Source organism: Pseudarthrobacter chlorophenolicus, assembly GCF_000962805.1.
GTDB classification, from domain to species: Bacteria; Actinomycetota; Actinomycetes; order Actinomycetales; family Micrococcaceae; genus Arthrobacter; species Arthrobacter chlorophenolicus_A.
Genome location: NZ_JZTW01000001.1, coordinates 460,336 through 486,111 on the forward strand (window position 1 = coordinate 460,336; position 25,776 = coordinate 486,111).

General features: G+C 62.4%; 32 protein-coding genes. 11 read left to right on the forward strand and 21 right to left on the reverse strand.

Annotation, left to right across the window (positions count from 1 at the left end):
* Positions 1–165: 165 nt before the first annotated feature.
* From UC32_RS02150 to truA, 8 genes are all read left to right on the forward strand, one after another.
* Positions 166–1,221, forward strand: a complete 1,056-nt coding sequence (locus UC32_RS02150; protein WP_045729586.1) for a P1 family peptidase — start codon at positions 166–168, stop codon at positions 1,219–1,221.
* A 167-nt stretch (positions 1,222–1,388) separates the two neighbouring features.
* Positions 1,389–1,610 carry a translation initiation factor IF-1 gene (gene infA / locus UC32_RS02155; protein ID WP_009358723.1) on the forward strand — a complete coding sequence of 74 codons (222 nt, stop codon included), beginning with the start codon at positions 1,389–1,391 and terminating at the stop codon, positions 1,608–1,610.
* Between the two features lie 69 nt (positions 1,611–1,679).
* Positions 1,680–1,793, forward strand: coding sequence for a 50S ribosomal protein L36 (rpmJ, locus tag UC32_RS02160; protein WP_009358722.1), 114 nt, complete (start codon positions 1,680–1,682; stop codon positions 1,791–1,793).
* A 186-nt stretch (positions 1,794–1,979) separates the two neighbouring features.
* Positions 1,980–2,354 carry a 30S ribosomal protein S13 gene (gene rpsM, locus UC32_RS02165; RefSeq protein WP_003803743.1) on the forward strand — a complete coding sequence of 125 codons (375 nt, stop codon included), beginning with the start codon at positions 1,980–1,982 and terminating at the stop codon, positions 2,352–2,354.
* A gap of 54 nt (positions 2,355–2,408) precedes the next feature.
* Positions 2,409–2,810, forward strand: a complete 402-nt coding sequence (rpsK, locus tag UC32_RS02170) for a 30S ribosomal protein S11 (protein ID WP_009358720.1) — start codon at positions 2,409–2,411, stop codon at positions 2,808–2,810.
* A 127-nt stretch (positions 2,811–2,937) separates the two neighbouring features.
* Positions 2,938–3,948 carry a DNA-directed RNA polymerase subunit alpha gene (locus UC32_RS02175; RefSeq protein ID WP_013601812.1) on the forward strand — a complete coding sequence of 337 codons (1,011 nt, stop codon included), beginning with the start codon at positions 2,938–2,940 and terminating at the stop codon, positions 3,946–3,948.
* A 69-nt stretch (positions 3,949–4,017) separates the two neighbouring features.
* Positions 4,018–4,590 carry a 50S ribosomal protein L17 gene (gene rplQ, locus UC32_RS02180; RefSeq protein WP_045729587.1) on the forward strand — a complete coding sequence of 191 codons (573 nt, stop codon included), beginning with the start codon at positions 4,018–4,020 and terminating at the stop codon, positions 4,588–4,590.
* 32 nt (positions 4,591–4,622) lie between these two features.
* Entirely contained in the window at positions 4,623–5,516 is an 894-nt protein-coding gene (gene truA / locus UC32_RS02185; protein ID WP_045729588.1) for a tRNA pseudouridine(38-40) synthase TruA, read from the forward strand.
* A gap of 127 nt (positions 5,517–5,643) precedes the next feature.
* Here the strand turns inward: truA and UC32_RS02190 are convergent, their stop codons facing one another.
* Entirely contained in the window at positions 5,644–7,311 is a 1,668-nt protein-coding gene (locus UC32_RS02190) for a sensor histidine kinase (protein WP_045729589.1), read from the reverse strand.
* A gap of 257 nt (positions 7,312–7,568) precedes the next feature.
* Here UC32_RS02190 and UC32_RS02195 point away from each other — a divergent pair, with 257 nt between their 5' ends.
* The gene (locus UC32_RS02195) at positions 7,569–8,363 is read left to right on the forward strand and encodes a response regulator transcription factor (protein ID WP_045729590.1); all 795 of its coding nucleotides are present in this window, start codon (positions 7,569–7,571) and stop codon (positions 8,361–8,363) included.
* Here the strand turns inward: UC32_RS02195 and UC32_RS02200 are convergent.
* The 20 genes from UC32_RS02200 to UC32_RS02285 form a co-directional block, all read right to left on the reverse strand.
* Positions 8,360–8,869 (reverse strand): hypothetical protein, encoded by a 510-nt coding sequence (locus UC32_RS02200; RefSeq protein ID WP_045729591.1) that lies wholly within the window; start codon positions 8,867–8,869, stop codon positions 8,360–8,362. The two genes, UC32_RS02195 and UC32_RS02200, sit on opposite strands and share 4 nt — an antisense overlap.
* 92 nt (positions 8,870–8,961) lie before the next feature.
* On the reverse strand, positions 8,962–9,846 hold the full coding sequence (locus UC32_RS02205) for a type II secretion system F family protein (RefSeq protein WP_045729592.1): 885 nt from the start codon (positions 9,844–9,846) through the stop codon (positions 8,962–8,964).
* A gap of 8 nt (positions 9,847–9,854) precedes the next feature.
* Positions 9,855–10,787 (reverse strand): type II secretion system F family protein, encoded by a 933-nt coding sequence (locus tag UC32_RS02210; protein ID WP_045729593.1) that lies wholly within the window; start codon positions 10,785–10,787, stop codon positions 9,855–9,857.
* The gene (locus UC32_RS02215) at positions 10,787–12,283 is read right to left on the reverse strand and encodes a CpaF family protein (RefSeq protein ID WP_045729594.1); all 1,497 of its coding nucleotides are present in this window, start codon (positions 12,281–12,283) and stop codon (positions 10,787–10,789) included. The genes UC32_RS02210 and UC32_RS02215 overlap by 1 nt, the downstream gene beginning before the upstream one ends.
* Positions 12,283–13,479, reverse strand: coding sequence for an AAA family ATPase (locus UC32_RS02220; RefSeq protein ID WP_045729595.1), 1,197 nt, complete (start codon positions 13,477–13,479; stop codon positions 12,283–12,285). The genes UC32_RS02215 and UC32_RS02220 overlap by 1 nt, the downstream gene beginning before the upstream one ends.
* Positions 13,476–14,231, reverse strand: coding sequence for a Flp pilus assembly protein CpaB (gene cpaB, locus UC32_RS02225; RefSeq protein ID WP_045729596.1), 756 nt, complete (start codon positions 14,229–14,231; stop codon positions 13,476–13,478). Before cpaB (UC32_RS02225) ends, UC32_RS02220 begins: the two co-directional genes overlap by 4 nt.
* Before the next feature lie 23 nt (positions 14,232–14,254).
* On the reverse strand, positions 14,255–15,214 hold the full coding sequence (locus tag UC32_RS02230) for a TadE/TadG family type IV pilus assembly protein (protein ID WP_045729597.1): 960 nt from the start codon (positions 15,212–15,214) through the stop codon (positions 14,255–14,257).
* Complete coding sequence (locus tag UC32_RS02235; protein ID WP_045729864.1) at positions 15,202–15,576, reverse strand: TadE/TadG family type IV pilus assembly protein; 375 nt, start codon at positions 15,574–15,576, stop codon at positions 15,202–15,204. Before UC32_RS02235 ends, UC32_RS02230 begins: the two co-directional genes overlap by 13 nt.
* 94 nt (positions 15,577–15,670) lie before the next feature.
* On the reverse strand, positions 15,671–15,877 hold the full coding sequence (locus UC32_RS02240; RefSeq protein WP_045729598.1) for a Flp family type IVb pilin: 207 nt from the start codon (positions 15,875–15,877) through the stop codon (positions 15,671–15,673).
* A 265-nt stretch (positions 15,878–16,142) separates the two neighbouring features.
* Complete coding sequence (locus UC32_RS20195; protein WP_082071861.1) at positions 16,143–16,355, reverse strand: Flp family type IVb pilin; 213 nt, start codon at positions 16,353–16,355, stop codon at positions 16,143–16,145.
* An 8-nt stretch (positions 16,356–16,363) separates the two neighbouring features.
* Positions 16,364–17,236, reverse strand: a complete 873-nt coding sequence (locus UC32_RS02245; protein WP_045729599.1) for a type II secretion system F family protein — start codon at positions 17,234–17,236, stop codon at positions 16,364–16,366.
* A gap of 10 nt (positions 17,237–17,246) precedes the next feature.
* Complete coding sequence (locus tag UC32_RS02250; protein ID WP_052690501.1) at positions 17,247–18,197, reverse strand: type II secretion system F family protein; 951 nt, start codon at positions 18,195–18,197, stop codon at positions 17,247–17,249.
* Positions 18,197–19,651 carry a CpaF family protein gene (locus UC32_RS02255; protein ID WP_045729600.1) on the reverse strand — a complete coding sequence of 485 codons (1,455 nt, stop codon included), beginning with the start codon at positions 19,649–19,651 and terminating at the stop codon, positions 18,197–18,199. The genes UC32_RS02250 and UC32_RS02255 overlap by 1 nt, the downstream gene beginning before the upstream one ends.
* Positions 19,648–20,847, reverse strand: coding sequence for an AAA family ATPase (locus UC32_RS02260; protein WP_045729601.1), 1,200 nt, complete (start codon positions 20,845–20,847; stop codon positions 19,648–19,650). The genes UC32_RS02255 and UC32_RS02260 overlap by 4 nt, the downstream gene beginning before the upstream one ends.
* The gene (gene cpaB / locus UC32_RS02265; protein ID WP_045729602.1) at positions 20,844–21,611 is read right to left on the reverse strand and encodes a Flp pilus assembly protein CpaB; all 768 of its coding nucleotides are present in this window, start codon (positions 21,609–21,611) and stop codon (positions 20,844–20,846) included. Before cpaB (UC32_RS02265) ends, UC32_RS02260 begins: the two co-directional genes overlap by 4 nt.
* A 20-nt stretch (positions 21,612–21,631) precedes the next feature.
* A complete protein-coding gene (locus UC32_RS02270) occupies positions 21,632–22,639 on the reverse strand; it encodes a TadE/TadG family type IV pilus assembly protein (protein WP_045729603.1) in 1,008 nt (335 codons plus the stop codon).
* Positions 22,627–23,025 carry a TadE/TadG family type IV pilus assembly protein gene (locus UC32_RS20200; protein WP_082071864.1) on the reverse strand — a complete coding sequence of 133 codons (399 nt, stop codon included), beginning with the start codon at positions 23,023–23,025 and terminating at the stop codon, positions 22,627–22,629. The genes UC32_RS02270 and UC32_RS20200 overlap by 13 nt, the downstream gene beginning before the upstream one ends.
* An 82-nt stretch (positions 23,026–23,107) precedes the next feature.
* Entirely contained in the window at positions 23,108–23,338 is a 231-nt protein-coding gene (locus UC32_RS02275) for a Flp family type IVb pilin (RefSeq protein WP_327077613.1), read from the reverse strand.
* A complete protein-coding gene (locus UC32_RS02280; RefSeq protein WP_045729605.1) occupies positions 23,338–23,538 on the reverse strand; it encodes a Flp family type IVb pilin in 201 nt (66 codons plus the stop codon). Before UC32_RS02280 ends, UC32_RS02275 begins: the two co-directional genes overlap by 1 nt.
* Positions 23,539–23,816: 278 nt before the next feature.
* A complete protein-coding gene (locus UC32_RS02285; RefSeq protein ID WP_082071867.1) occupies positions 23,817–24,482 on the reverse strand; it encodes a prepilin peptidase in 666 nt (221 codons plus the stop codon).
* A gap of 297 nt (positions 24,483–24,779) precedes the next feature.
* On the opposite strand from UC32_RS02285, the gene rplM reads away from it, so the two are divergent.
* Together rplM and rpsI are read left to right on the forward strand one after the other, a co-directional pair.
* Positions 24,780–25,223: a 50S ribosomal protein L13 gene (gene rplM, locus UC32_RS02290; RefSeq protein WP_015937805.1), complete on the forward strand. Its 444-nt coding sequence runs from the start codon at positions 24,780–24,782 to the stop codon at positions 25,221–25,223.
* 39 nt (positions 25,224–25,262) lie between these two features.
* On the forward strand, positions 25,263–25,769 hold the full coding sequence (gene rpsI, locus UC32_RS02295; protein ID WP_015937804.1) for a 30S ribosomal protein S9: 507 nt from the start codon (positions 25,263–25,265) through the stop codon (positions 25,767–25,769).
* The last annotated feature ends 7 nt before the right edge of the window (positions 25,770–25,776 follow it).

Genomic DNA, 25,776 nt, shown 5'->3' on the forward strand with positions numbered 1-25,776 from the left:
CTAGGGACTACTACACCAGACCGTCGGGGGGCTGAAACCCGCATATGCCCTTGTCAGGGGACTGTTATCCAAGGCTTCGTCGCCCGTTAACGCTGTGTTGAGAGCAGTCTCGCACAAAGATCGCCATTGCGGCAGGGGCGCGCCAACTGGAGGGACAATAGGGGGATGGGAAGCATCTCCGACGTCCCCGGTATCCGGGTGGGCCATGTCCACAAGACCGGTGACGGTTGGCTGACGGGAGTGACGGTGGTGCTGCCGCCCCGCGGGACCGTGGGCTCGGTGGATGTCCAGGGCGGCGGCCCGGCAACCCATGAGACTGACGCTTTGGACCCCACCACCCTGGTCCAACAGGTGGATGCGGTAGTTCTGACCGGAGGCAGCGCCTACGGCCTGGCTTCCGCCGCCGGAGCGCAGCGCTGGTGCGAGGAGGACAGCCGCGGCTTCGCCGTGCCCGGGGGAGTGGTGCCCATCGTCCCGGCCGCCGCAATCTTCGATTTGGGCAGGGGAGGCGACTTTACAGCGCGTCCGACGCCGGACATGGGCTACGAGGCTGCGGCCGCCGCTGCGGCACAACCGGAAGGGCACGACGTGGGCCGCGGCAACGTCGGGGCCGGCGCCGGAGCACTCATCGGCAGGGGAAAGTTCAAGGGCGGCGTAGGAACCGCTTCAGTCACGCTGGACAACGGGGTGGTAGTCGGCGCGCTGGCCATAGTCAACGCACTCGGGCTCCCGTTTGGCACGACGGCCCAGCTGGCGGAGCCCGGCAGCGTGCGTCTAAGCAGGGGCCACGACGGCGGGGTTCCCACGCCGAGCTTGCGAGGCGAGGGGGCCGGTGGGGAGGAACGAGCTAGCACGCCGAGGGTTGCAGCCCCGGCGGCGCCGGAACCACCGGCACTCAACACCACGCTTGTCGTCGTCGCTACCAATGCGGTTTTGGACGTTGCCGAGTGCCAGCGGACGGCTGCCGCGTCCCATGCCGGGCTCGCGCGCGCCCTCAATCCTTCGCACACCCTGGCGGACGGCGACACTGTGTTCTGCCTGGCCACCGGCGCCGTGGCCCTGGACCGCACGGACGAAGCCGCCCGGCAACTAAGCCTGGTGACCCTGCAAAGTGCGGCAGCCGACGTCGTACGCCAGGCCATCCTGGACGGTGTGGCACGAGCGGAACCGGTCAGCACTCCGGCGGGCGATTATGGTGCGTACGGCGGGCAGATGCGCTAGCATGGCTGGATTTAACTTTCGCTGCCAAATGGCGTAGTGTTGCTTGTTGGTTGTCTGGACTGGTACGCCCTTTTGGGCCCGCTGAAGGCAATCGATCCAACAAAAACGTTCGTGGCCATGGCCGGTGCAATCCGGCAGGGCTGCGGCAACAACAGTTAGCGGAGGGTATGGCCAAGAAGGACGGGGTCATTGAGATCGAAGGCGTTGTGACCGAGGCGCTGCCTAACGCGATGTTTCGCGTTGAGCTCACCAACAAGCACATCGTTCTGGCACACATCTCTGGAAAGATGCGTCAGCACTACATCAGGATCCTCCCGGAGGACCGCGTAGTGGTGGAGCTGAGCCCGTACGACCTCACCCGTGGTCGTATCGTCTACCGCTACAAGTAAATTGCTGGGCGGCTTCAGTGCGAACTGATTGCCGCTCCAGTTGACCACTGCCACACGCAAAGGAATGCCATGAAGGTCAAGCCGAGCGTCAAGCAGATCTGCGAAAAGTGCAAAGTGATCCGCCGTAACGGCCGGGTCATGGTGATCTGCGAGAACCCGCGCCACAAGCAGCGCCAGGGCTAATTTCCTTCCCTGAAGGAAACCCTGGGTTGCTAACCCACGCAAGTAAATAAAGGCAGCACAAGCTGATCTGGAACATTGAGCTCTAACGAGTCCGGACAGCTAACCCCCGGTCGGAGGCTGGGGCCGTACGTAACGTGCGGGTGTACTGCCTACGACCTCCGGTTTATATCAAGGAGTACCGCCAATATGGCTCGTCTCGCTGGCGTAGACATTCCCCGCGAAAAGCGGCTGGAAATTGCGCTTACTTACATCTACGGCGTGGGCAAGACCCGTGCACACGAAACCCTGGCCGCCACTGGCATCAGCGCTGACGTTCGCGTCAAGGACCTGACCGATGCCCAGCTGGTTGAGCTGCGTGACTACATCGAAGGCAACTACAAGGTTGAGGGTGACCTTCGCCGCGAAGTAGCAGCTGATATCCGCCGCAAGGTTGAAATCGGCAGCTACGAAGGCCTGCGCCACCGCAAGGGCCTGCCCGTACGCGGTCAGCGTACGAAGACCAACGCCCGTACCCGCAAGGGCCCGAAGCGTACCGTCGCCGGCAAGAAGAAGGCCCGTTAAAATCCCCGTCGGGATTAACGGAGCTTTCCCCAATAACTTTCTGTAGGAGAAGAAATGCCCCCAAAGACTCGTGGCGCCGTCCGCAAGCCGCGTAAGAAGGACAAGAAGAATATCGCGCTCGGCCAGGCGCACATCAAGAGCACCTTTAACAACACCATCGTTTCCATCACGGATCCGACCGGCGCTGTTATTTCCTGGGCTTCCTCTGGCGAGGTTGGCTTCAAGGGCTCGCGTAAGTCCACCCCGTTCGCTGCCCAGATGGCCGCCGAAGCCGCCGCAAAGCGTGCGCAGGAGCACGGCATGCGCAAGGTAGACGTTTTCGTCAAGGGCCCGGGTTCCGGACGCGAAACCGCAATCCGTTCGCTGCAGGCCGCAGGCCTTGAGGTTGGCTCCATCCAGGACGTCACCCCCGCAGCGCACAACGGCTGCCGCCCGCCGAAGCGCCGCCGCGTCTAAGTCTTTTTGCCGCAGAGCTTGCCCGGACCAGGAATGGGCCGGGCAAGCCCAGCGCGTTAAGTCTCAGACCGAATTTCCACCACCTGTGTTGCGTCATATAGCGGATGCTCGCCGAAAGGAAACCTAAGTGCTCATTGCACAGCGCCCCACCCTCTCCGAAGAGGTAGTCTCCGAAAACCGTTCGCGTTTCATCATCGAACCGCTGGAACCGGGCTTCGGCTACACCCTCGGAAACTCCCTCCGCCGTACCCTGCTCTCCTCCATCCCCGGTGCCGCTGTAACCAGCATCCGGATCGATGGCGTGCTGCACGAGTTCACCACGGTTCCGGGTGTCAAGGAAGATGTCACTGAGATCATCCTGAACATCAAGAGCCTGTCGGTTTCCTCCGAGCACGACGAGCCTGTTGTGGCTTACCTGCGCAAGCAGGGCCCCGGAGTCGTCACCGCCGCGGACATCGCTCCGCCGGCCGGCGTCGAATTCCACAACCCGGATCTGCACATCGCCACGCTGAACTCGAAGGGCAAGTTCGAACTCGAACTGACCATCGAGCGCGGCCGCGGCTACGTTTCGGCAGCTCAGAACAAGTCCGGCGACGCAGAGATCGGCCGTATCCCGGTCGACTCCATCTACTCGCCGGTGCTGAAGGTTACTTTCCGCGTGGAAGCAACCCGTGTTGAGCAGCGCACCGACTTCGACAAGCTGATTGTCGACGTCGAGACCAAGCAGGCCATCGCCCCGCGCGATGCTGTTGCTTCCGCAGGTACCACCCTGGTGGAACTGTTCGGTCTGGCCCGTGAGCTGAACACCGCAGCTGAAGGTATCGAGATCGGCCCGTCGCCCACCGACGCTGCCCTGGCAGCCGACATGGCACTGCCGATCGAGGATCTGGACCTCACCGTCCGTTCCTACAACTGCCTCAAGCGTGAGGGCATCCACACCGTGGGTGAACTCGTTGCCCGCTCCGAGGCTGACCTGATGGACATCCGCAACTTTGGTGCCAAGTCCATTGACGAGGTCAAGGCAAAGCTGGTTGAACTGGGCCTGTCCCTCAAGGACTCGCCTCCCGGTTTTGACCTCGCAGCACGCGCCGCAGCAATCGAAGAGGACGACGCCGCCTTCGGCGACGACGAACTCTAAACCAGACCTTGGCCGGCGGGCAGCACCACGGTGTGCCGCCCAACGGCTTCCACATGAGGAGAAACAATTATGCCTACCCCCACTAAGGGTCCGCGCCTCGGCGGCGGCCCGGCTCACGAGCGCCTCATGCTCGCGAACCTGGCAGCAGCACTGTTCGAGCACAAGCGGATCACCACCACGGTGACCAAGGCCAAGCGCCTGAAGCCGTACGCAGAGCGCCTGGTCACCTTCGCCAAGCGCGGCGACCTCGCTTCCCGCCGCCGGGTTCTCGGCCTGATCAGCAACAAGGGCGTCGTCCACGAGCTGTTCACCGACATTGCCCAGGCAGTGGAGAACCGCGACGGCGGCTACACCCGCATCACCAAGATCGGCAACCGCAAGGGCGACAACGCTCCCATGGCTGTCATCGAACTGGTTCTTGAGCCGGTTTCCGCGAAGCAGGCCGTCGTAGCCGAGGCTACCCAGGCTGCTGCTAAGGCTGCTCCGGCTGCCGAGGAAGCTCCCGCTGAAGAGGCTCCCGCTGCCGAGGAAGCTGCCACCGAAGAGGCTCCGGCCGCTGAGGAAGCTGCTACCGAAGAAGCAGCTGCTGAAGAGGCTCCGGCCGCTGAAGAAGCTCCTGCCGAAGAGAAGGACGCGAAGTAATTCGCTGATTTTCTTCGCATAGACTTAGGTCTATGAACGACCAAAAACCCGCGGCCCCCGCTTTAGGGGGCGGCGGGTTTTTGCGTATCCGGCTCGATCTTTCGTACGACGGCGGCCCCTTCAGCGGGTGGGCCGTCCAGCCGGGGCGCCGCACAGTCCAGGGCACACTCGAAGATGCCCTCGAACTGCTGGTCCGGCATCCCCTTCGGGTGACCGTCGCCGGCCGGACCGATGCCGGGGTGCACGCCCGGGGCCAGGTGGTCCACCTCGACCTTGCGGAAAGCGAGTGGCACGGGATGGCCCGGGGACACGAAGTCGATCCTGCCGTCGCGATGACGCGCAGGCTCCGCGGGGCCCTGCACCGCGTGCTGGGAGACCTGACGGGCGCAGTGCAGGTCCGCGGGATCGCACCGGCACCTGACGGTTTTGATGCGCGGTTCTCCGCGATGTGGCGACGCTACAGCTACCGGATCGCTGACGGCCCGGCGCTGTGGGATCCGTTGGAACGCGCGTTCACGCTGTGGCACAAGAATCCGCTGGACGTGGAGTTGCTGAACCAGGGGGCGTCACAGCTGTTGGGCCTGCAGAACTTCCTGTCCTTCTGCAAGCCCCGCGAAGGTGCCACCACCATCAGGGAACTGCAGCGCTTCGAATTCGCCCGCGCCGAAGACGGCGCCATCGTGGCTACCGTGCAGGCCGACGCCTTCTGCCACAACATGGTCCGTGCCCTGATCGGTTCGGCCCTGTACGTGGGGGAGGGGGCCGCGGAGCCCGGGTGGCTGTATGAGCGCTTGCTGGCCCAAAAGCGTGATGCCAAGTCCGTGCTGGCTGCCCCGCATCCACTGGTGTTCGAGGAAGTCGCCTACCCTTCAGACACGGAACTGCTGGCCCGTGCTGAACTCACCCGGGCACGTCGGGAACACTGATCCCCACCCGCGCCATAACCTCGCAGGTCCATGCCGGCTCCCTGCCCTCGCAAGCTCGGGCCGGGGCCCTCGCCGACCTGGCTCCACGGCCAAGGATTCCCTCGGGCGTGGGCCCAGCCATCCACCACTAGAGCGCCGGCGTTGGTTCGTCCGCCGGCAGGGTGAGCGTGAACGTACTTCCCACGCCCTTGGTGCTCTCGCAGGAGATGGTGCCGCCGTGCCCTTCGACGATCATCTTCGTGATGGACAGGCCAAGCCCGGCGCCCGCAATGGACGCACTGCGGACGGCCTCGGTGCGGAAGAAGCGCTGGAAGACCCGCGCCGAGTCCAATGCGCTCAGGCCCATCCCGGTATCGCTGACGCTGAGCTGCACCCAGCGGCCGCAGGGCTGTGCGCCAATACTGATCCTGCCGCCGTCGGGCGAGTATTTGATGGCGTTCGACACCAGGTTGTCCAGTGCCTGGCCGATGCGCAGGGGGTCGGCGTAAGCCCACAGCGGTGACGGTACATCAGCAGCGAGTTCGATGCCGGACCGCTCGGCCAGGGCCTGGGCGGAGCCGATGCTGGTTTCCACCACGCTGGCCAGGTCTGTCCGTTTCGGGTGGACGTTCAGCGCGGTCGATGCGGTAGCGGAAAGGTCCGAAACGAGGGCGAGCAGACGCTCTGAGTTCCGTTGCACTACCTCCAGCCGGCGGATCAGGTGGGGCGGCAAAGCAGCGACTTCGTCCAGGACCAGGTCGACGTTGCCGATGATGGAGTTCAGCGGTGACTTGAACTCGTGCGACACATTGGACACCAGGTCCTGGTTCGCAGCCAGGGCCTCCACCCAGCCCGTTACGTCGTTGTACACCACCACAGCGCCGGTGAGCTGTCCGTCTTCGGCCACCAGCGGCCGGGCAGCGGTGGACATCGCCCGCTGCTCCGGACCCTCGCCGGCCCACACGAGGTAGTCGGAGAAGGATTCGCCGGCGATGGCCCTGCTGATGGGACGCCTGTCTGCCGGCAGCAGCGTGGTCTTGTCCTGGCCAAAGACCAGCTGGTTGCCCTGGCCGGCCACGGCGTCGTCCGCGCCCGTTGCCCGGCGGAAGGTCCGCTGCCGGTTGTTGGAGACCAGGAAGTTTCCTGAACGGTCGACGGCGGCAATTCCGACGTCAGTGGCGTCCAGTACCGTCTGGAGCAATTCCTCCCGTTCCCGGCTCTGGCGCAGCAGTGACCGTAGCTCAGCGTCTTTCCCGGCAAGCTCGCGTTGCTGGATCCGCAGCCCGGAACTGGCGAACCGGATGGCCAGGGACACGGCCAGCATCATCAGCGGAAAGAGGAACACCGTGGTGATGTCCGCCGCCGTCCAGTGTGGAAGCCTTTCCAGGGAAGTGGGAAGCATGATGAACACCGGTCCGGCAAAGCTCAGTACCAGCCCGCTGCGGGCCAGCATGCCAGAGGCAGACAGCCAGATCACAGGGAACACCACCAGGACCGCCAGGCCAGGCAAGAGTGGAGCGGCACCGTTGCGCAGCAAGCCTATGGCGGCAAAGTCCAGGACTGGTATCAGCAGGTACGGGCGGTGCTCGAGCCGCTCCCACGGCACCAGGAAGCAGGCGACGAAGAGAAGCGCGTGCAGGACAATCCCTGCCATGTAGAGCGTGCTGTGCAGCAGCACCGGCCAGGCGAACGGTGTGGCAACGGCGAGCGCGGCCACCAACAGCGTCAGCGGCAACTGGCACAGCGCCACCTGTGACCGGGTCCCCAATCCCCGGAAGAAGCGCGCAGGTCCGCGCTGGAACAGGGAATCAGCCATAAAGGATGCCCAAGCTCCCCTCGAATACCCTCCCGGAAAGGGCCCGGAGCGCCAACGAATTCCTTCCGTCCACTGTTACCCAAGCCCTTTCCATGCGGTAATGCACACGTGTTGTCATAATAATTGACTTTCGAATACCAGTATTGAAAGGGATGTCATCAGCTGGACTTACTAGTAGCGTATAAATGGTTGGAGCGGGTGTGGCATTGGCGCTGGGCCGATGAGGGGGGCCATCTCCGCCTGGCTCAGGGACAGTAATGGACGACGAACTAGGTGTGGCTGTAGTAATCGAAGATGACGCGGATGTGCGGAACCTCCTGGAGGGGGTTCTCAGCCAGGCCGGCTTCGAGGTGCATACGGCAAATGACGGGCGTGCCGGGGTGGAAGTGGTCCGCAGCAAGCAGGCCAGCGTTGTCACGCTGGACATCGGCCTGCCGGATATCGACGGATTTGAAGTTCTTCGGCGCATCCGGCATTTCAGCAACGCATACGTGGTCATGCTGACCGGCAGAACTGACGAACCGGACCTGCTCTCCGCCCTGAATGCCGGGGCGGATGACTACATCGCCAAGCCGTTCAGGCCCAGGGAACTGCGGGCCAGGGTCTCTGCCATGATGCGCAGGCCGCGGCAGGAGATCGGTGCACACAAATCGACCACCACCATGTGGGCAGCGCCTGTTGCTGCGCCGGTGGCACACCAGCAGAACGCCGCAGTCCTGCAGCACAACGGGCTGGTGTTGAACACCCGCACCCGCACCGTGGAAGCTGACGGTGGACCACTGGCCCTCACCCGCAGTGAATTCGACCTGCTGCACGTGCTGCTCAAGGGCGGCGGTGCCGTGTGCACGCGGCCGGACCTGGTCCGGGCGGTCCGCGGGGAGTACTACGACGAGGACGCCTACATCAGCGAATCGGACGAGCGGGCCGTCGAAGTCCACATCGGAAACCTGCGCCGGAAGCTGAAGGAAGACCAGGTGGCGCCCCGGTGGCTGCAGACAGTCCGCGGGGTTGGTTACCGGCTGGCTCCTGCCAGGCAGCCCGGGGACTCCTAGCCGGTTTCCAGGATGTAGGTGCTGCGGAGTTCCGTGACGGTCAGGCTGCCGTCCTGGGCAACCCGTTCCATCAGCACCTTGCCCTGGCTGAAGTCACCGCTGCGGATCACGGCTTCGAGCAGCTCAGCCAGCCTGGCAAGGCGCAGCCCGCCCACCATGGCTGAGCTGATCTTGAGGCTGATGGCGGCATCCAACGCGGAGTCGCCGTCGTGCTGTTGAACAGCGGAGGCAAGGCGGGAGCAGCGCTGGTCCCACATGGCGGCGTAGTCCCTGGCGAAGCGCTGGGCCATGCCGGTGCCCGCGAGTTCCTCCTCCAGTTCCTCCAGCACGGCGGCGTCAACCAGCGGCAAGAGTCCCACCGCTTCCTGGGCTGGCGCCGGCTGTCCTGGCAGGCCCATACCGGGGGAGGTACGCCCGCTGGCGGTGACCCGGTCCGCGGGGATCCCGGCGGCCAGCGGACCCGGAACCGGGCCTCCTGCGCTGGAGCCGGAATCGTGACTGTGCATTGTTCAAGGCTACTTCCTGCAATTCCTGCGGTGTCCTGACTCGCCTGATCCTGTGTAAACCTTGCGTGATCCTTCAGCAGTTCCCAAGGCAGCTATTGACCGGTGAAAGTGACCACAGTATTAATGACGGCCGGGCCAAGGATGGCGATGAAAAGAACCGGGAAAATGAAGAAGAGCAGCGGGAACAGAATCATCACCGGCAGCTTCATGGCTTTCTCCTCGGCCCGCTGGCGCCTTTTGACCCGCATGACCTTGGCCTGCACCCGCAGCACCCTGCTGATGGCAATGCCGTAGGTGTCCGCCTGCACCACTGCCTGCACGAAACTGCGGAGTTCGGGAATGCTGGTCCGCGCCGCAAGCGCCGTGTAGGACTCCCGGCGGCTGCGTCCCACCTGCATGTCCTGCAATGTGCGGACCAGCTCCTCGGCCAACGGTCCCTTCCCGTTTTCGCCGGCCCTGGCCATGGCCCCCTCGAAGCCGAGGCCCGCCTCCACCGAGATGAGCATCTGGTCCAGCGTGTTGGCCAGTTCCAGCTGCATGGCCTTCTGGCGCTCCTGGCCCTTGCTGTAGAGGAGGAGGTCCGGGATAAAGTATCCCAGGAACAGGACAAAAAGGCCGGCCAGCTTCATCAGGGGCGTGCTGCCGATGGCCGTCAGGTAGAGGCCGAGGCCCACGCCGGCCAGTCCCAGTGCGATCTTGGACCCCAGTACCTTGCCCAGCGGCATCGACGCCGGACGGCCGGCCAGCGCGAGCAGCCGGTCCAGGGCGGCCACATACGTGGGGGGCGTCAGGCGCCTGCCGATCCCTTCCAGGAGGCCGGATTTGTAATCCGTGGCAGGTGCAGTGGGCGCCGCGCCGCGGGCCAAAAGGTTGGAGACGGCGGCACGGCCCGGCCGGTCGGCCGTGAGGACGGACCAGGCGACGGTTCCGAGGGGGACACAGACCAGGAGCAGGGAGAGGATGATTGTCGGGTTCACGGCTCTCCTCAGAACTTCAGGTCGATGATCTTGCGCATCCACAGGGCGCCGACAGTCATTAGGACGAAGGAAGCGACGATCATGGCCCATCCGAGCGGGTGCGTGAACATGGAGTTCATATAGTTGGGGCTGACGGCGAGCAGCATGGCCACGATCCCGAACGGCATGGCGATCAGGATGTACGCGGAGAACTTGCCTTCGGCGGCCAGGGCCTTGATGTGGCCTTTGATCTCTGCGCGCTCGCGGATGGTTTCGTTGACCTGGTCCAAAACGTCCGCCAGGTTTCCGCCCACCTCCCGGTTGATCTGGATGGCCTGCGAGATCCAGACAAAATCCTCGTTCTTCATCCGCTCTGCGGTGTCGTTGAGGGCCGCCAGCAGGTCCCGGCCGAGGCTGGTTTCGGTGATGACCCGCCGCAATTCCTCCGACGTGGGTTTCTGGGATTCCGCAGCAGCAGCGTCGATGGCACGCAGGATGCTGTGCCCTGCCCGCAGGCCGCCGGAGAGGAGTTGGAGGGTGTCGCCCAGCTGACCGTCGAAGGCCGCCCGGCGTTTGCCGGCGAGGAAGCCGAGCACCAGCTTGCCCGCGAACGGGGCCAGCAGAGCGAGGAGAAGTCCAACCAGGGGGTTGATGGTGACGGTTCCCACCAGCATGCCAAGGCCGGAGCCGATGCCCACCAGCAGGAAGAACTCGGCCTGGCTCAGGCGCAGGCCGGCGTTCTCGAGCTGGGGGCGGGAGAACAAGGTGATGTTCCGTCTGGCAAGGAGTCGTTCAAGGGAGCGCACTGCGGAGAGCGCGAACCTGCTCAGGGCGGACGGCGGTTCGGGCTCGAACGGACGACGGCGGTCCAGCGGCACGATGGGGGCGCTCGGCAGGAGCACGGCGACACCGAGAAGGCAGATGGCTGCCAGCAGGATGGCGGCGCCTATGGCGAGGATCATCAGTGCCGTCCTTGCGTCTCAGTGCCGGTGAGCGGCCCGGCGAAAACCGCGGGGGATACGTGGATGCCGAGGTCCTCGAACCGGTCGATGAAACGGGGCCGGATGCCGGTGGCGACGGGCTTTCCGAGGAAGCGGCCCTGCGCGTCGACGCCGGCCGAGTAGTCGAAGACAAAGGCGTCCTGGAGGGTGACGATGTCGCCTTCCATGCCCTGCACCTCGGTGACGTGGGTGATGCGGCGGGACCCGTCACGCATGCGGGAGATCTGGACGATCAGGTTCACGGCGGAGGCAATCTGTTCCCGGATGGCGCGCAGGGGCAGGTCCATGCCGGCCATCAGCACCAACGTTTCCAAACGGGCCACGGCGTCACGGGGGGAGTTGGAGTGCACCGTGGAGAGGGATCCGTCGTGGCCGGTGTTCATGGCCTGGAGCATGTCCAGCGATTCGCCGCCGCGGACCTCACCCACCACGATCCGGTCCGGGCGCATGCGCAGTGAGTTGCGGAGCAGCTCGCGAATGGTGACCTCGCCCTTGCCCTCAGTATTCGGCGGCCGGCTTTCGAGGCGGACCACATGCTGCTGCTGGATCTGCAGTTCCACCGCGTCTTCGATGGTGACAATGCGCTCGTCGGCGGGCAGGAAGGAGGAAAGGACATTGAGGAGGGTGGTCTTGCCGGTGCCGGTGCCGCCGGAGACGATGATATTCAGCTTTGCCTTCACGCAGGCGTTGAGCAGTTCAGCCATTTCCGGGGTGAGGGTGCCGAAATCGATGAGGTTGCGGACCGTCAGTGGAACCTTGCTGAACTTTCGGACGGTCAGCGAGGAGCCGCCCACGGCGAGTGGTGGGATGACCGCGTTCACACGGGATCCGTCTTCCAGCCGGGCGTCCACCAGTGGGGACGATTCGTCGATGCGGCGGCCCACCCTGGACACGATCCGTTCAATGACTTTGCGCAGGTGGTCTTCCGAGCTGAACCGGTAGTCCGTAAGGGTCAGCCTGCCCCCGCGTTCCACGTAGATCTGGTCCATGCGGTTGACCATGATCTCGGTGACGGCGGAGTCGTCCAGCAGGCGCTGCAGTGGTCCGTAACCCAGGACGTCGTCGGCAACGTCCCGGACCAGGCGCGTGCGTTCCTCCGGGGTCAGCGGCACCTGCTCGGCGTCGATAATGCGGGTCAGCTCTTCCTTGGCGGTGCTGCGGAGCTCCTGCTCGGTGACGGCGGCATCATTGAACCGCGCGCCCATCCGTTCGAAAAGGGAGGTGGCCGCCCGAAGCTTCATGGCTGCGAAGACATCCACGCCCGGTGCCGTGGGCACCTGCTGCGCGCCGGCGTCCTGCGTTGAAGGCGCGACGGCGGGCTGCGCGGGAAGGTGCGCGTCCGCCGTCGGGACCGCTGGACGAACGGGTTCGGCGGCGGCGGGCCGGTCAAGCACGGCCGTGCCGGCACTGGCCTCGCTGCGGTTCTGCACCGCGCTGATGCGTTCGGAGAGCTTCATCAGATGACCACCCTTCGGTGAAGTTTGCGCTGCGTCTGCGTGCGCCAGGCCGGGTTGAACCGCTCCACCAGCTGGCGGAGGCTCTTCACGGCCGGGTCTTTCCTGGATTCCTGCAGGACGGGGATGCCGCGGTTGGTGGACAGGGCGATGGCACGGGAACGGGGGACGCTAACGTCAACGGGCGCGCCGATGGTTGATTCGACGTCCTGGACGTTGAGGCCTGCTTTGGCGTCAGCCATGTTCAGGACGACGTGGCGGGATTCGGGCATGATCTCGAGCTGGCGGAGGACGTCCAGGCCGGAGCGCAGGCCGCGGAGGCTGGGGATGTCCATGGCGCTGACCCACACCACATCGGTGCACTGCTCCATGGCGGCGAGCCCGATCTCGGGCAGGCCGGGAGCCGTGTCCAGGACGACGTACTGGAACTCCTGGGCCAGCTGTTCGAGCAGGCGGCTGATGTGGTCCGGCGTGATGTGGTCCGCGTCCACGGGGTTCGGCGGGGCGCACAGGGCGTAAATGCCGGCGGGGTGCACGGTGAGGAAGGCCTTCAGGACCAGAGAGTCCTGGGCAGCGGCCGGGGTGACAGCATCGGTGACGGTGTGCTCCGGGTTCAGGTAGAGGCCGGAGGCGACATCGCCGAACTGCAGGTCCAGGTCCACGATCACCACGCTCATCGGCGCGATCTGGCCCAGCCCGATGGCGATGTTGGTGGCCAGGGTGGTCTTGCCCACGCCGCCCTTGGGCGAGAAGACACCGATCACCAGGCCCTGGCCGCCGTTTTCTGTCTGCTGGCTTTCCGGGGTCCGGTGGCGGGTAGCGAAGGACTGGCAGGCACGCTCCAGGAGGACCCGGATCTCGGCGGGGTCCGCCTGCGGGCTGATGATGTCGCGGATGCCGGCGCGCATGGCGTGCAGGAAGGCTTCAGGCTGGACGTCGCTGACCAGGACAAGGCTGAGGCCCGGAAGCTGGACGTCGAAGACCTTGGCGAACCGCAGAGCCTCTTCGAACGGCACGTCCGGGCCGACGATGAGGACCTCGGGCCGTTCCTGGTTGAGGAGGGCGAAGAGTTCCGCGGGGCCGGCGGGGAGGATGTCGCTGGCGATGGTTTGCACGGAGCCGCGGAGGCCGTGCGCGACGGCGGCGCGCAGCTTTGCGTCGAAGTCGCCGCTGGGGGAGAGGAGGACGAAGCGGCTCACTTGTACACCGTGTCCTTCCTGGCGACGAAGCCGCCGCTGTCCTTGGCGTCGAGTGGTTCCTTGGTGAGCCAGAGCTCACCGTTGATAGAAGTGAAGATGATCTTGGTCGCGTCGACGTCACTGACGGCGACAGTGACCAGGAAAGATCCCTGCGGGAGGGTGGTGTCCTGGGGGTTGCTGCCGTCGGCGGGTTTCTCGGTGCCAGACGCTTGAGGAGCGCGTTGGACAGCCGTTACGAGGACTTTGCGGAGTGTCAATTGGCTGGTCTCGGCGCCGGCTTTAGTTTTGTCCGCGCCTTCCTTGTAGTTCAGGGCAATACCGATGTGGTCTCCGGCTTCAAGGCGGCCACCCACCACACGCTTGGGTTCCAGTTCAAAGGTGACCTCCTGCAGCCCCTCCGGGATCTCCACACCGCTCTTGGCCTTGGCGTCTTCCGGAGCGATGAGTCGTTCGGCGAGGAGTTGCTCTCCCGGCACCAGGTCCACCGCGGCGACCGTGCCGGCTCTGCTGTCCAGCGAGGTGACGGCCGTGGCTGCGATTGCCGTTGCCGGGACGTCCTGGATGACCAGGGATGCAGCCATGTCGTTGACCGGGGTCCCCGCGGGGATGGGCTTCTCCACGACCAGTACCTTTTTGGGGTTCGTGCTGGCCATCGCCCGTGCGTCAGCGCCGTTGGCGTAGACGATGATGAGCAGTGCGCCCGCAAGCGCCAAGGCGACGGCGGCCGTTCCGGCGAGCAGGCGAGACTTCACTGTGTTACTCCGTGGTGTGGTGGTTAGAGGGTGAGGCGGGCGATGGTGGTGCCGTAGTTCGGGGTGCTGCCCAGTTCAAATCCCTGGGCCAGGGACACGAACTTCACGAAGTAGCCCCTGATGGTTTTGTTGGCCACTTTCGGTCCTGCGGTCCAGCCGATGCTGGCGAACTGGTAGCCGGTCACATGGAATGCCGCGAAGCCTTTGATGTAGTACTTGCCGCTGGAGCCGGTTCCTGTTGCCAGGTCGTACATCGGCAGGAGGACGGTCTGGTTGTTCATCTGGCTGAAGTCCGCGGCGCTGCAGGTGGAGGGGACGCTGGCGCCGGTATCGCTGGCGAACCAGATGCCGGAGTTGCTTGATGCCCCTGCCGTTGCCGTGATGGCGCATTTGGCTGAGGCGGTTTGCATCCACCCGAACCCGCCCGGGATGCCTCCGCAGCCGTTCACTGACTGTTCCAGTACCTGCTCCGGTCCCTGAGTCCCGCCGGCGGGAATGTTCAGCTTGCAGTAGGCAATGGCCAACGGCAGGATGACTGGGCCCTTGGTCGGGTTTCCCCAGGTGGCGGAGGCTTTGGCGCCTACTTCCTTGCTGGGAACTCCGATTGCCTTGGCGAAAAAGAGCGAGACGGAGTTTTCCGGGCTTCCGGTTTCCTTGGCGCTGGTGGTCACCGATACGGTTCTTGCTGCCTTATCGAGCTGGATGCTGTACACGTTGCTCATGCCGTCCAGGGCGTTCTGGTTTGCGAGGCTGCCGGCGAGCGTGGACGTCGTCGAACAATCTGTGCTTGCCGTGTCCTTGGCGCACTTCTGTGCAAGCGCTATCGCGGAGGCGTCCGCCCCGCTTTGTAGCTGCGCGCGTTCGGAGTAGATGGCCCCCACGTCAACGGCGATGGCAACGAAGCCCAGCAACGTCACCAGGAGGATAGCGACGATGACCGAGACGGCGCCCTCTTCCTTGTTGTCTGCGCCTAGCCGCCGCACAGCATGACCCCCTTGCCCGTCATCGGGAACGGGCCGGCGATGCCCGTAATGGTGGACAGGTTGTAGTTGATGGTGACGGTCACCTGCTTGTCGGTGCCGCAGGTGGCGGGGCTGATGGTGATGTTTGAATCCGGGATGGCGCTACTAACGGCACCGGCTGCGGCCTTGGCGGCCGTCCTGGCTCCGGCCGGATCGTTATTGATGGCCATGACCCTGACACCGTCACGTGCTGCGTTGGTGAGCGTGATCTGGGCGTTGTAGGCCCGCCCGAATTCGATGGTTCCGAGCACCAGCATCAGGAGGAGGGGCAGCAGGATCGCGAATTCGACGGCGGCTGCACCGCTTTCCGATTCCTTCGGCACCTGCTGCACCTCCTCATGGTCTGCCTTGCTTTCAACCCGTGTAGGGGTTTGCGGTTCCGATATGGGGTCCGGAACCGGACGTTCTACGATCGTGCTAGGGCGTGGGGACCGTGGTCTTGACGGGGTGTGCGATATCGGTTGTGACGTCGGTGAACATGGTTTGAAGTTGGCCGCCCAGCGTGCTGACGGCGACGATGATGACGACTGCAATGAGGGCGACCATAATGCCGTATTCGACGGCGGTTGCGCCCTTCTCTTCGCTGCGCAGGCGGATCATGAGGTTGGTGTAGAGAGAAAGCATTTGGACTCCTGAGCGAGACGGATGGCTGGCCCTTCGCCAGCACTGGAACGAAGTTAGCAACGGGAATTGGCGGCTTGACCGGATCTTGCAGCATCCTGCGTAAAGGCTCAGCCAGGTGGGCGTTTCCTGTGCCTTCGCTGGTCCAGTCCTGCGCTCGTAGTGGGCTTAGCCGTCGTCCAAGCACGCAAAAGGACCCCCTCGGTTCTGGGTGCCGAGGGGGTCCGGTCTTCCGGGCGCCGGGGGCGCGGTTGGGGTGGTCTGGCGGCTACGGAATGCCCAGGGCCGTCTTGATTCCTGTGGTCAGGTCATTGAACGAATCGTTGAGGGCGAGCCCCAAGGCGCCCACTCCAACCACAATGACAATGGCGATGAAGCCGACGGAGATTCCGTACTCCGTGGCGGTTGCTCCCCGCTCTTCGTTCCGGACCCGGCCGGCCATACGTCCGAGGGAGACGACAAATCGATTCAGAGTATCCATGGTTCCTCCTACGAAAATGCCGCAATGATGTTCATGACTGCCGGACCCAGCAGGATGATGAACAGAGTGGGGAAGATGAAGAAGATCAGGGGAAAGAGGATTTTCACGGGGATCTTCATAGCGTGTTCTTCGGCGCGTTGGCGCCGTTTCATGCGCATCTCGTGTGCCTGGATTTTCAAGACTTTCGCTATGGCAATTCCGTAAGCGTCAGCTTGAACAATCGCCCGAATGAATGAACGGAGATCGGGTACATCGACTCGATCGGACATGGCCAAATAGGCCTCCTTGCGGGAACGCCCCACCTGCATGTCCTGCAGTGTCCGCGTCATTTCGTCAGCCAATGGGCCGCTGCCATTCTGGGCTGTGCGGGCCATGGCCGCTTCGAAGCCAAGTCCGGCCTGTACCGAGATCAGCATTTGGTCCAGCGTGTTCGGCAGTTCTTGACGGATCTTAGCCCTCCTCTTCTCGGCTGTGCTGCGGATCAGGAGGTCAGGAGCAAAGTAGCCGAAGGCAGCTGCCGCCAGCAAGATGGCGAAACGGGCCGGCTCCGGGTTTGCAAGGAGGTAGAACAAACCCAGTAGCGATGTCCCGAGGGCCAGCAGTGGTTTGACCACTAAGAGGCGATCCAGCGGCCATTCTTTGGGCCGCCCCATGGCCGCGAGTTGCTTGTCCAACCAAGAAACGTAGCCAACCGGAGTGACCTTGCGGGCCATTGCAGAGAATTCGGCTGAGAGGTTCTGCGGAGCTGCATTCCTGGCCCGCTGCCCGAGGTTAGCCTGGATATTGCGTATCGCAACCCGGTCAGTTGCAGCGACGGACCACACGAGGTAGGTGACCGGCAAGATTATGGCGAGTATTGCACCTAATGCCATTGGTGACATGTCAGGCCTCCTAGAACTTCGGTTTGATCAGTCGGCTGAGCCAGAAGCCACCGGCGGTGAGCATGACCGCAGCGGTTCCGAGCATCAGGAAGCCAGGGACTGTGCTGGTGAATGTCTTCGCATACTGGGCGTTAATCAGGATCAGGGCGAAAAAGAGGACTACTGGGAGTCCCATCAGTACTGCGGCGGACATTTTTCCTTCGGCGCTCAGCGCCTTCACCTGGCGGCGAATCTGGTTACGGTCGCGGATGGTCTCACCCACGTGGTCCAGAACTTCTGCAAGGTCGCCACCTACTTCCCGGTGGATTTCGATTGCCTGCGAGATCCATGCGAAGTCCTCGCTGCCAGTACGGATGGCGACGTCCGTCATCGACTCCCCAAGGTCCCGCCCGATCCTCGTCTCGTTGACGATCCGGGCGAGCTCTTCAGACATCGGCGCATCCGACTCGCGCGCTGATGCGTCCACGGCCCTGAGTAGGGAGTGCCCCGCACGCATGCTTCCGGTCAGCATCTGGAGTGTGTCCGGCAGCTGCTCGTCGAACTTGCTCTTTCGTCGGGCAGCGAGCACCGAGAGGTATGCGAACATGCCCGCCGGAACCGCCAGGAACACCACGACTCCAAAGAAGGGTCCACCAAGAAGGAATCCGAATACGCTGCCAGCCAGAGCGCCGGCCGCCATCATCAGAAGAAAGTTCGCGGGCTGAGTCTTGAGTCCTGCCCGTTCAAGCTTTGCCCGGCTTACGAGGAAATCGTTTCTGCCCTTCAGCTGATTGTTGATGGCACCAACGGCCGAGTCCGTGATTACCGTCAGCCTGGAAGACGTAGCAGGGACATCGGGACGACGCCGCGATAGTGGGATCACGTTAGCTGGCTTCAGTACGACTGCGAAGAGCAAAATGACAGCTGCGAAGATTGATGCCACACCGGCAACCGCCATCGATACCGGGATTTCTGCCTCCATCACCGGCCCCTTACTGCGTGGGCGCCGAAGACGGATGGCGAAATTCTGATACCCAGTTCCTCGAACCGGTCCGTAAACCGAGGCCTGACTCCGGTGGGCACCGGTTTGCCAAGGAACCTTCCGTTCGCGTCGATGCCTGCAGAGTAATCGAAGACGAACGCATCCTGGAGGGTGACTATGTCGCCTTCCATCCCTTGAACCTCGGTAATGTGCGTTACCCGTCGTGTCCCGTCGCGGAGACGCGAGATATGCACGATCAGGTTGACCGCGGAGGCGATCTGTTCCCGGATTGCGCGCAGGGGCAGGTCCATGCCCGCCATCAGGACAAGTGTCTCCAGACGGGCAATGGCGTCTCGGGGCGAATTAGCATGCACTGTTGAGATCGAGCCGTCGTGGCCGGTGTTCATGGCTTGCAGCATGTCCAAGGACTCTCCGCCTCGAACTTCACCGACGACGATGCGGTCGGGCCGCATGCGTAGGGAGTTGCGGACCAGGTCGCGAATGGACACTTCGCCTCGTCCTTCGATGTTTGCCGGCCGGCTTTCCAACCGGACAACGTGGTCCTGCTGGAGCTGAAGTTCCACGGCGTCCTCGATCGTCACGATTCTGTCCGTGGCGGGGATAAAGGACGACAGCACATTCAGCATGGTCGTCTTACCTGTGCCGGTACCGCCGGAGACGATGATGTTCATGCGGGCCAAGACACACGCCTGGAGCAACTCGGCCATCTCGGGGGAGAGACTGCCGAACTCGATGAGCTTCTGCACCGTAAGTGCCTCGCGACCGAACTTACGGATAGTCAGCGATGCCCCGTTCACGGCTAGGGGAGGGATGATGGCGTTGACTCGTGAGCCGTCTGCCAGGCGGGCATCCACCAGTGGCGACGACTCGTCGATCCTCCTACCGATCCGCGTGACGATCCTTTCGATGACCTTTCGCAGGGACTCTTCGTTGGCGAACTTCGTATCCGTCAGAAAGAGGTGGCCATTGCGTTCGACGTAGATCTGGTCTGCACGATTCACCATAATTTCCGTGACAGTGGGGTCATCCAAGTACCGTTGCATTGGGCCATGGCCAAGGACATCGTCAATAATCTCCCGAGTCAGTCGCTGGCGTTCGCCCTGCGTGAGCGGGACTTGTTCCTCGTCAACGACCGCTTTCAGTTCGTCTTTGACGAATTGATGCAACTCGGTTTCATCCAGCGTTGAATCGGTGATTCGAGAACCAAGCCGCTCGTAGAGGGCTTGGCTTGCACGGTCCTTGAGCCCGGTGAGCGCTTCACTCGAGCTGCCTGCAGTCACCTCGATGGCTGCAGGAACGAGGGCCTGCTCAGCCGCTTGGGCTTGCTGTATGGCGCCCAAAGTGGCAGGCCCCGTACTCGGCATGGGGCTCTGATCGGGCGAGCCTGCCGCTTCGTCGCCCCGGATCTTTGCAATTCGGTTCGAGAGATTCATTGCACTACCGCCCTTCTGTGAAGCTTCTTGCGGGGGCCTTCCCAATTCGGCTTGAAACGCTCAACCAGCTGCCGGAGCCCCTTCGCCACTGCATCGCGGCTGCCATCCTGCAGCAGGGGAACACCTTTATTTGTTGAAAAGGGGACGGCCCGGGAACGTGGCAGGACCACGTCCACGGGAGCCCCTATCGTTGCCTCGACGTCCTGGACAGTCAGCCCGGTCTTTCGGTCAGCCATGTTCAGCACCACGTGCCGATTGTCAGGGAGAAGGTCGAGTTCTGAAAGGATCTGGAAGCCGGTCCGGAGGCCGCGGATACTCGGGATGTCCATGCCGCAAACCCATACGGCGTCCGTCGCCTGCTCCAGCGTCGCCAGAACGTGCTCGCCTAATCCGGGTGCGGTGTCAACCACCACGTACTGAAATTCAGTCCGTAGTTGCTGCAGGAGATGACTGACGTGTTCTCCTGAAATCCTGTCCATGTCGATCGGGTTGCGAGGTGCGCATAAGGCGTAGATGTTGCCACGGTGCAGCGACAAATAGGTCTTGAGGACCATAGCGTCCTGGCTCGCTGCGCCCACTACTGCCTCTGAGATCGTAAATTCTGGTTCGATCATCAATCCGCTAGCAACGTCTCCGAACTGCAAATCCAAGTCGACCAGGACGACGCTCATCGGAGCTATTTGCCCGAGTCCGATGGCCAAATTACTTGCAACAGTTGTTTTCCCGACACCTCCCTTCGGTGACATGACGGCAACAATTCGGCCGCCGTCCGCCGCAGGGCGTTCAGCCGTGTTTGGCGCAAGCCCTCGCCTCCTGCCGGCCGCAGCCAGGCTTGCCCGCTCCACGAGGGCACGGATCTGCTCGGTGTCGGCCGTAGGCGGAAGAATGTCCCGGATTCCGGACCGCATAGCACTCAGCGCAAGTTCGCCGTCGTCATCCGCCACAAGGACGATGCTGATTTCTGGGAACTGAAGATCGAGTACTGCAGCGAATTTCAGCGCTTCTTCGCGAGGCAGGCCAGCACCGAGTATGAGAACTTCCGGAGGTTCACCAACTTGCTGTCGGAGGATGTCCTCAGGCGACTCTGGTAGGTAGTTCGCCTGAAAGGACTGCAGCGATCCGCTCAGGGGTGCTATCGACGCACGAACAGTACGTTCGTATTCGGCGGAGGGCGTAATGAGGATGAAGCGGCTCATCGGAACACCTTGGTCTGGTTCACCACTCCGTTGGTTCCCTCTGTGGCCCCTGCCGGTTCTTTCGAGAGATAGATCTTTCCGAACTCTGCCGCGTACACGAGCTTTTCCGCGTCGACAGCGTCCCGGGCAAGCGTGATTAGGTACGAATCGCTGGATGCCGGCTTGCTGCCCTCTGTGTTCAGGGCACCTGTAGAACTTGCCTGTGTCGCTTCGCCTTGAGTCTGGACGGCCTGCCCGGAGCTGAACTGAACTGCAGTGACAAGTACCTTGTGGAAGGTCAGCTGAGTGCCGTTGCCGCCGCCGGCAGAGTCTCCCAGGGAAATGAAGACTCCAACGGTGTCACCAGCCTGAACCGAACCACCAACCACGCGGTCGATGCCAAGCCGGACTGATATTTCCTGGAGTCCCGCAGGAACCTCAACCCTTGCCGGGCCGATGAAAGTGCTCGCATCGACGAGACGGCTGCTTAAAAGTTGCTCACCGGTTACCAAACCAACGGCGGTCACTTTCGTACTAACTGAGCTGAGATCCTCTACGGCGTCCGCTGCAATCGCAGTCCGCGGGACTGCTTTGGTAGTGACGTACTGGCTGAGCTGACCTGCCGGCGTTCCCGCGGGAACGTTCTGTTTAACGACCAGGACGTCTTCCGTTTCCGTGTTGGCAAGTGCGCGACGGTCCGCGCCTTGAACGTAATTGAAGAGGAGGACTGTGCCTATAACCGCTACGACCAGCGCGGCAATGCCTCCCAGTAGGCGTGCTTTCATTGCTTTCCCCTTAGTTGGTACTACTTGATGAGCCGGATCTCCGAGGTTCCGAGATCGATTCCGCCGGGAAGAGTGTTGCCGGCGCCGATGGTGTTGTACTTAATGAATTGACCGATGATGCAGCGGTCGTTGCCGCTGGAACAGGCCAGCGCGCTCGTCATTCCCGGATCGCTCGAAGTGTTTCGGAATTCGTAAACACCGTTGTTTCCGAACTTCCATCCCCAGATTTTGAAAGTTGCGTAACCTGTGATGTGAAACGATCCGCCTTGTCCGTTACCCGTTGATGTGTCGAATACGGGGAACTCGACATTCACATTCCCGCCCGCCAGAAGAGTGGTTTTCCAGGTGCTGAGAATGGTAGAGCAGCCACTCGGCGGATTATTTCCGGGGTCCGAACCCATGTTGTTGTTTCCCACTTGTGTGGTGGCCTCACAGGGAGAGGATTGGTCGAGCCATCCCCAACCTCCTGGAATTTGAGTCCCAGATGGACCTGTACACGTGCCGCCTGGCTTGTACGAGATCTTCTGCACAGTACCTGCCGAACTTGCTGTGGAGAGGTTGTAGCAGTCGTCCGACAAAGCCAGCGGGAATCCTGACCCACTTCCAGGGAAGAAGAAACCTGCCGTTGCTTGCGCGCCGACACTCACCGGACTTGCATTGATCGCGTTTGAAAACAGGTTCGTCAGGAAGCTCGATGACCCATTCTTTGTGGAGGTAGTGACAGTCACCTGCCCCGGCACGCTGTAATCAACCGCGGCCGCACTGGCAGCGTCGTTTGAGTTGGAATTCGCAAGACTGTCAGCCAGAGCCGAATTGCAGATCCCGTTCTTGCAACTTAGAGCCACTGCCAAAGCACCGGCATCAGCACCATTTTGCAGTTGAGCGCGCTCGGAATAGATTTGGCCGACATCCACCGCCACCGCACCGGCACCGATCAAGACCAGCATCATCAAGGCGACGATTACGCCGGCGGCGCCTCGCTCGTTCGGCTCACCGGACTCGTTTCCCTTGCAGGTCAGCCACCGCACTGCATTGATCCTTTGCCCTTGAGTACCAGTGAAGAGCCAAAAAACCCGGTGAGCGATGTTCCGGTGTAGGTGACAGTTACCGACGCATTGGGCGTAGGTGTTGCTGTAGGGCACGATGCCGCTGAGTAGTCAAACGCCAACAGGGCTGTGTTGATTGACGGAGCGCCAGCTTTGCCGGCTGCCGTTGCTTTCGTGGCATCCTTGGTAATCGCCATCGTCCTGGCTGCCTCACGGGACGCTTGGGTCACGGAAACTTGGATGTTGTAAGCGTTCGAGAACTCCACGATGGCGATAATTAGTGCGATGAGGATCGGTGCGACGAGCGCAAACTCGACAGCGACGGCTCCTCGCTCCCCGTCTCGTTGATTTCTTAGGCTGCGTTTCAAGTGGTCCCCCTGGACGGTTGCAGCATGGGCTTAAGTGCGGTGTGCCGCGCTGGCTGAGCGCGGCACACCGATTCCTGTTGAGCTACCAGCCGCCGACAGTTGTTGCGAGGCTGCTGAAGAACGTCTGCAGGTTGGTTCCGAAGAGGGTGACGCCGGCGACGATCACCAAGGCGATCAGTCCTACAAGGAGTGAGTACTCCGTGGCCGTAGCGCCCTTTTCGTTGGAAAAGATGGCCCGCACAGCAATGACGAGTTCCTGAAGCGATGTATTGATCCGAGACATCGTGTGGTCCTTCTGGTTGATTCGTACCATCACCACGCGCCGACTTTGCCGGCCAGACCGTTGAAGAAAGTGTTCAGGTTGCCGCCGAAGAGCGTGACGCCCGCGACGATGACAAGGGCGATGAGGCCAACGAGCAGTGAATACTCGGTTGCAGTCGCACCCTTCTCGGAGGAGAAGCGATCCTTGACGCCGGCAACGAAAGCCATCATCGAGACCATGAGAGAAGTCATTGTATTTTCCTTTAATTCGGTGAAATGGAATTGATGTGATTTCAACGAATTTCCAGCTGCCCCCATAATTCCTTAGCGGCTGGACTTCGCTAAGAAGAGATTGTCATCGGGGGATAGCGGCAACAATGCGTAGTGGTACTCGACTTTTTTCGGGCGTCTTGAAAGTACGTACTCAGAAGCAGTTGACGGTACTCAGAACCGTAATCGAGTACACCGACGACTACTTGGATTGGTTTGGTCTCAGGATCCTCTGGAGCCGCTAGAAGGTGCTGCGCCAGCTACTGAACAAGGAGACTGATGGCTAGGACCGAGCCAAGCATCGATGGCCCGTGTGCCACTTCCGTGGCGTTTTTACGGTCTTTTTTGACAACGACGGCGATGGTGACGACGCCATTCAGGATGAAGCCGAGGAGGCCGCCGTAGAGGAGATGGGTCCAATCTAGGTACCCGAGGTAGAGGCCGACCGGTGCGGCGAGCTTGACGTCGCCCATTCCGATGGCTCCTGGGGAAATTAGCGCCAGAATTAGATAGCCGGCGAACAAAATGACCATGCCGAGCAGTGCGCGAAGCATATTGTCAGCATGCTGATTAGCTGCCGATGATGCGAGGAGGAGAGCGATTCCCCCTGCCAGGAGCGCTAATACTAGTGGATTTGGCAGCAAATGAAGTAAAAAATCAATCCTGGCCAGCTGGACTCCGAGGATGGCCAGAAACAGAAACGCCGGCAACGTCCAGGAAGCCCCAAAGCGCAGCGCAAAGGCGCCGCACGCAACTCCCGTGAGTGCCGCCGTCGTAATCCTTGCCGACGGTGCGGGTGTTCCGCCCAGGCGGGGGACGAGCCTGGCAATGAGCATCTCCGCCGCAGGGGAGAGCGCGGCCCCCAAAAGAGCTGCGCCCAGCGCAAAAGCCCATCCGGCGCCAACGCCAGCACCTTCTGTAAACACCGCGACCCCCTGCGCTCATCCTGCCGGCGGCGCTGTAGTGGCCTGCGGCTACCCCATTTTGACCCTGAAGCCCTTGGCACGCTAATCTTGTAAGTCGTTGTGCGTGTCCTATTCCGATGGTGCGTGCCCGCTTGAGAATCCGGTTGCAGGATAACTACTCAACGTGCACATTCGGAACCTCAGGATGACTGGTTACATAGAGCCCTCACCTCTGTTCCGGTAGCGCGCAGGAAGTAGGTGCTCACCCCTGAGTGGCGCCTAAACAAAGAACGCCAGAACAAGAACGAGGCAAACACCGTGCGTACGTACACCCCGAAGCCCGGCGATATCAACCGCCAGTGGCACGTCATTGACGCCACCGACGTTGTCCTTGGTCGTCTTGCCAGCCAGACCGCAATCCTGCTGCGCGGCAAGCACAAGGCCACCTTTGCGTCCCACATGGACATGGGCGACTTCGTCATCATCATCAACGCTGAAAAGGTTGCCCTGACCGGCGCCAAGCTGGAGCAGAAGCGCGCATACCGCCACTCCGGCTACCCGGGCGGCCTGACCTCCGTCAACTACGCGGAACTGCTGGAATCCAACCCGGTCCGCGCCGTTGAGAAGGCCATCAAGGGCATGCTCCCCAAGAACTCCCTCGCTGCACAGCAGCTGGGCAAGCTCAAGGTGTACCGCGGTGCTGAGCACCCCCACGCCGCACAGCAGCCCAAGACTTTCGAAATCACCCAGGTCGCCCAGTAGTCCTGGCCACCAAACAACTTACTTAATACAAGGAGAATCGTGGCTCAGAACGAAGAACTGACCACCGAAGCCGTTGAGGCTGAGGAAAACCCCACCAGCTACACCTCTGAGAGCTCGGCTGCCGAAGCCGCTCCCAAGAAGGAGCGCCCGGCACTGACCGTTGCCGGCGCAGCAGTTGGCCGCCGCAAGGAAGCCGTTGCACGCGTTCGCGTTGTCCCGGGCTCCGGCAAGTGGACCATCAACGGCCGCGCGCTGGACAACTACTTCCCGAACAAGCTGCACCAGCAGGACGTCAACGAGCCCTTCAAGATCCTTGATCTCGAAGGCGCCTACGACGTCATCGCCCGCATCCACGGCGGCGGCATCTCCGGCCAGGCCGGCGCACTGCGCCTCGGCATCGCCCGTTCGCTGAACGAGATCGACGTCGAGAACAACCGCGCCACCCTGAAGAAGGCCGGTTACCTGTCCCGCGACGCCCGTGTCATTGAGCGTAAGAAGGCCGGCCTCAAGAAGGCCCGCAAGGCTCAGCAGTACTCCAAGCGCTAAATCCGCT

Excerpts from the sequence above, each read along its gene's own strand:
- UC32_RS02245 (WP_045729599.1), bottom strand. The coding sequence starts at position 17,236 with ATGTCACCAATGGCATTAGGTGCAATACTCGCCATAATCTTGCCGGTC.
- infA (WP_009358723.1), top strand. The coding sequence starts at position 1,389 with ATGGCCAAGAAGGACGGGGTCATTGAGATCGAAGGCGTTGTGACCGAG.
- UC32_RS02255 (WP_045729600.1), bottom strand. The coding sequence starts at position 19,651 with ATGAATCTCTCGAACCGAATTGCAAAGATCCGGGGCGACGAAGCGGCA.
- UC32_RS02240 (WP_045729598.1), bottom strand. The coding sequence starts at position 15,877 with ATGCTTTCTCTCTACACCAACCTCATGATCCGCCTGCGCAGCGAAGAG.
- UC32_RS02200 (WP_045729591.1), bottom strand. The coding sequence starts at position 8,869 with ATGCACAGTCACGATTCCGGCTCCAGCGCAGGAGGCCCGGTTCCGGGT.
- UC32_RS02275 (WP_327077613.1), bottom strand. The coding sequence starts at position 23,338 with ATGGTACGAATCAACCAGAAGGACCACACGATGTCTCGGATCAATACA.
- UC32_RS02195 (WP_045729590.1), top strand. The coding sequence starts at position 7,569 with ATGGACGACGAACTAGGTGTGGCTGTAGTAATCGAAGATGACGCGGAT.
- cpaB (WP_045729602.1), bottom strand. The coding sequence starts at position 21,611 with ATGAAAGCACGCCTACTGGGAGGCATTGCCGCGCTGGTCGTAGCGGTT.
- UC32_RS02215 (WP_045729594.1), bottom strand. The coding sequence starts at position 12,283 with ATGAAGCTCTCCGAACGCATCAGCGCGGTGCAGAACCGCAGCGAGGCC.
- truA (WP_045729588.1), top strand. The coding sequence starts at position 4,623 with ATGAACGACCAAAAACCCGCGGCCCCCGCTTTAGGGGGCGGCGGGTTT.
- UC32_RS02210 (WP_045729593.1), bottom strand. The coding sequence starts at position 10,787 with ATGATCCTCGCCATAGGCGCCGCCATCCTGCTGGCAGCCATCTGCCTT.
- UC32_RS02190 (WP_045729589.1), bottom strand. The coding sequence starts at position 7,311 with ATGGCTGATTCCCTGTTCCAGCGCGGACCTGCGCGCTTCTTCCGGGGA.
- UC32_RS02260 (WP_045729601.1), bottom strand. The coding sequence starts at position 20,847 with ATGAGCCGCTTCATCCTCATTACGCCCTCCGCCGAATACGAACGTACT.
- rplQ (WP_045729587.1), top strand. The coding sequence starts at position 4,018 with ATGCCTACCCCCACTAAGGGTCCGCGCCTCGGCGGCGGCCCGGCTCAC.
- UC32_RS02280 (WP_045729605.1), bottom strand. The coding sequence starts at position 23,538 with ATGACTTCTCTCATGGTCTCGATGATGGCTTTCGTTGCCGGCGTCAAG.
- rpsK (WP_009358720.1), top strand. The coding sequence starts at position 2,409 with ATGCCCCCAAAGACTCGTGGCGCCGTCCGCAAGCCGCGTAAGAAGGAC.
- UC32_RS20195 (WP_082071861.1), bottom strand. The coding sequence starts at position 16,355 with ATGGATACTCTGAATCGATTTGTCGTCTCCCTCGGACGTATGGCCGGC.
- UC32_RS02150 (WP_045729586.1), top strand. The coding sequence starts at position 166 with ATGGGAAGCATCTCCGACGTCCCCGGTATCCGGGTGGGCCATGTCCAC.
- rpsM (WP_003803743.1), top strand. The coding sequence starts at position 1,980 with ATGGCTCGTCTCGCTGGCGTAGACATTCCCCGCGAAAAGCGGCTGGAA.
- UC32_RS02250 (WP_052690501.1), bottom strand. The coding sequence starts at position 18,197 with ATGGAGGCAGAAATCCCGGTATCGATGGCGGTTGCCGGTGTGGCATCA.
- rpmJ (WP_009358722.1), top strand. The coding sequence starts at position 1,680 with ATGAAGGTCAAGCCGAGCGTCAAGCAGATCTGCGAAAAGTGCAAAGTG.